Origin of the sequence: Paenibacillus hemerocallicola, assembly GCF_006265175.1 — a bacterium.
GTDB classification, from domain to species: domain Bacteria; phylum Bacillota; class Bacilli; order Paenibacillales; family NBRC-103111; genus Paenibacillus_AB; species Paenibacillus_AB hemerocallicola.
The window spans coordinates 1-3,568 of sequence record NZ_VDCQ01000142.1 but is presented as its reverse complement, the minus strand read 5'-3'; the positions used below and the strand labels follow the sequence as shown (position 1 = coordinate 3,568).

Sequence of the window (3,568 nt, the reverse complement as noted above, 5' to 3'; positions counted from 1 at the left end):
AAAGTGGCGGGAATAGTGCTGAAACGAGCGTTAGGCGAGCCTGCCGACGGCCCCATCTGCCGCCGGATCGGCCGTTGGGGGGCGGGGGTTCCGGTTACCCGTCCTCGACGAGTCCCGCCAGCAGCGCCTCCGACACGATGTCCAGATTCGTGCGGCCGGCTTCGTTCCGGAACGGGGCGCGGTCGCGGAAATAGTCGGCATGGCCGCCGATGATCGGAACCGGCGTCCGCTCTCCCGGCGCGAACTTCAGCGGGTTCCAGCGCGGGATGCCGTGCGCGCTTCTCTCCCAGCCTCCCCAGGTGCCGATGCGGCAGATCGGGTCTTTAGCCGGTCCGCCCGCCCGGCCGACGGCATACAAATAGTGCACCCTCATCCGCAGCTCCGGCGCAATCGCAAAGCGCGGACACCCGATCTGCACGATGCGGACGTCCGGTCCGGGCGGCAGGCTCCCGAGCGGGGCCGCGGCATGAACGGCCGCCATACCTCCGCCGCTGTGGCCGAGAAGCAGCAGCACGTCGATGCCGCTAAGATCCCCGAACGCCTCGGTCAAGCTGCGTCCGCCGATCGAACGCGCGTACGTATCGCCATGCAGCGACATATCACGGCGGACTTGACGAATTTGCCGAAGCAGACCGGTGCTCCAATCGCCATAAGGGAACAGCAGCCCCGAGCGCACTACGCGGAGACGGGTGTGACTATGCAGCAGCTCTACGGCTTTACCGAGTAAACCTTCCATAAAGTTGGGCGACGTATAAACGCCCGCGGTGGCGAAAACCGCGGCGTTACCTGTTTTTGTTCTCGAAAGCTTCCGCATCGACGATCCTTTCCAAGGCGCTCGGGTGGGTGGAGCGGAACAGCTGCACGAACCAAGGGGGATTCACTTCGTCCAGCGTCGCCTTCGCAAGCTTTTGCTGCATGCTGACGGCACTGCCGGAATGGCCGATCAGCCGCTCCGCGTAACGATCGGCCGCTCTCTCGGCTTGCCGGGATACGGCGTTCGAGAACGGCAGCGACGCAAACGAAAGTACCGACAGCAGCAGCAAAATAAGCGGCAGGGAGGACGTCTGCCCGACTTTGCAAATTCCCCACGAAGCGCCCCAATTGCGAATGATAAAGCCCAGAACGACACTCCCGAGCCATAGCATGACCAAAGAACCGCCGACGGCGCCGAGCACGCTCCATTCCAGATGGTGCATCGTGTAATGTCCGATTTCATGCGCGACGATCATCATAATCTCGTCCTCGCTCATCCGCTTCAGCGTCGTATCCCACAACACGATGCGCAGGCTGGGACCGATTCCGTCGACATAGGCGTTGAGCGCATTCGTCTTCGTGGACATGTCGACCTCGAATACCCGTTCGGTGGAAATGCCGGCATCCGCGGCCAGCCGTTCGATTTTTTGCTCCAGCGCCGTATCGGACAACCGGGAAAATTGATTGTACAGCGGATCGATGACGACAGGCTGAATGTACATCAAGAACAGCGTAAACGGAATGGACAGCAGCCACAGCTTCAGCCACCAGCGGCCTCCTTTCCGGATGAACCAGTAAGCGACCGCTGCGACGAGGAGCATGATTAACGTATCGACGCCGAATGCGACGAGCTTGTCACGGATCCAGCCCGCGAACGGCTGAGTGGAGATGCCGTTGCTTCGCGATAGCGTGTATCCGGTAAACCGGAGCGGCAGTCGCACGATAAAGGCAACCGCGCTTACGACAAAGGCGAATATGGAGAGCCGTGCCGCGAAGGGGAGACGGGTCTGCTCCAGCCTCTCCTCCCAGCGTTTGGCGTATCCGCCGAACAGAAGCACGATATAAATGCCCCATTCCCACGGATACGAGACGAAAAATAGCCAGTTGCGCTGTGCGGAATACACTTCGCTGCTTCTCAACTGCTCGGCCGACATAAAGGTTGACGGATCTGCAGCCGTTCCCGTGTACGCGTCGGGCACCGTGTTCGCCGAAGCGAACCAGAGGCATAGGCCGATTATGGCTGCATAAAGAGCGAAGCACAAGTAATACAGGCGAATGGGTTTGTTCAAGGATGGACGCTCCCCTTTCGTTTCGTTCGTTCCCTTTTGGTATTTTGTCCGGTTTTACCCGATTTCTGTCCGAAGAGGACGGATCCGACCTGTTCATTTACTCTGTGCTACTATCATAACGGTTGAGAGGCTCCCGCGCCAATAATGCAAGCAGGGCATCTGACTGAATGCAAGGAGGAGTGCCGTTGAGTCCATTGAAAATAAGGTGGGCCGAGCCCGACGATTGCACCGCCCTGGGGCGAGTTCATTCGGAGGCTTACCGCAGTGCTTATATGGGCATTATGCCGGAACATTATTTAAGACGGAATACGGCAGAGAATCGGGAACGCTATTACCGGGAAGCTCTAGAGAAAGGTCCCGAGAAAGTCGCCATTCTGATCGCGAACGATCAACCGGCCGGAGTGATGGTCGTAGGGGGATCCTGCGACGACGATCTGGATTCCTCGCATGGCGAGATTCGAAGCATTTACTTGATGGAGGGCGTATGGGGAAACGGCTATGGCACAGCCTTTCTCGGGTGGGGGATCGAACGGCTGGCGGAGTTCGGTTACCGCAACGCAGCCTTGTGGGTGCTCGAGGATAACAAGCGGGCGCGAAGCTTCTGTGAGCGATTCGGATTCCGGAAGGACGGGACACACAAGACGATAACAAGGGGGAAAGAGCTCGTTCAATCCAGGTATGTCACTTCATTAAACCCGCACAATGAGGTTTAATGTGGCAATAAACCATAGGAGAATCGACCGGACACGTATCCTTTGCTCCGCTTCTGTCCATGCTGGGGATAATTGGAGGTGGGCAAGATGAAGCTGCTGGTCGTAATCGGCACGCTGCTTATTCCGGCGGTGTTGGCCTTGCTTCGTCGGGTGTCCGCAAGGGCGAGGCTGGTGCTGGACGCGCTTGGTGTAGTCAGCGCATTCGGCTTCGGCATTCTTTCCGCGTTTGCGGTATCGGATATCCGTCGGCACGGTACAGTATATTCGACTGAAGTGCACTGGCTGTTCGACAGCTTATGGTTTTTGGCTTTTGGCGGCTACTTGGGACTTTATTTGCTCGCTTTGCTGCTGGGCGGCTTTACGGGGTGTTTCGCAAAGGAGCGCCATCCGCGCTTGGACTAGCGGAATGGGGAAGTTCACTATCCTCGTCCGCCCCGCCATAACGATCATTACGCTTACAGCGGAGCGAGTTGTCCGATGCGTCCTGTGCGGCAAGGTGCGGCAAGGTGTGGCGAACTCGACCGCCCGGTTTGAAAAATAGCGGCACTGGAGGGCGTTATTGGCATCGCAATCCCATATCGCTAGCGAATAGCGGAACGGAGTTCCGCTATTCGGCTTGCGAAGCGTCAGATTGGGCCGAAACGGCCTGAATAGCGGAATCCGATTCCGCTATTTTTGCACGAGGTATGGAAAATTGCCCGATAGCGGAACGGAGTTCCTCTATTCGGCTTGCGAAGCGTCAGATTGGGCCGAAAAGGCCTGAATAGCGGATTCCGATTCCGCTATTTTTGCACGAGGTATGGAAAATTGCCC

General features: G+C 58.0%; 4 protein-coding genes. 2 read left to right on the top strand and 2 right to left on the bottom strand.

What is annotated here, in order from left to right:
- Window positions 1-94: 94 nt before the first annotated feature.
- Both FE784_RS40435 and FE784_RS40430 read right to left on the bottom strand, forming a co-directional pair.
- Window positions 95-736: a hypothetical protein gene (locus FE784_RS40435; RefSeq protein ID WP_139607963.1), complete on the bottom strand. Its 642-nt coding sequence runs from the start codon at window positions 734-736 to the stop codon at window positions 95-97.
- Window positions 737-782: 46 nt separating this feature from the next.
- A complete protein-coding gene (locus tag FE784_RS40430) occupies window positions 783-2,042 on the bottom strand; it encodes a M48 family metallopeptidase (protein WP_139607962.1) in 1,260 nt (419 codons plus the stop codon).
- 185 nt (window positions 2,043-2,227) lie between these two features.
- Here FE784_RS40430 and FE784_RS40425 point away from each other — a divergent pair, with 185 nt between their 5' ends.
- Complete coding sequence (locus FE784_RS40425) at window positions 2,228-2,755, top strand: GNAT family N-acetyltransferase (RefSeq protein ID WP_176706880.1); 528 nt, start codon at window positions 2,228-2,230, stop codon at window positions 2,753-2,755.
- Window positions 2,756-2,842: 87 nt separating this feature from the next.
- On the top strand, window positions 2,843-3,157 hold the full coding sequence (locus tag FE784_RS40420; RefSeq protein ID WP_139607960.1) for a transposase: 315 nt from the start codon (window positions 2,843-2,845) through the stop codon (window positions 3,155-3,157).
- Window positions 3,158-3,568 lie beyond the last annotated feature (411 nt).

What these genes read in the sequence shown, in the direction of transcription:
- FE784_RS40435 (WP_139607963.1), bottom strand. Translation starts at nt 736, where the DNA reads ATGGAAGGTTTACTCGGTAAAGCCGTAGAGCTGCTGCATAGTCACACC.
- FE784_RS40420 (WP_139607960.1), top strand. Translation starts at nt 2,843, where the DNA reads ATGAAGCTGCTGGTCGTAATCGGCACGCTGCTTATTCCGGCGGTGTTG.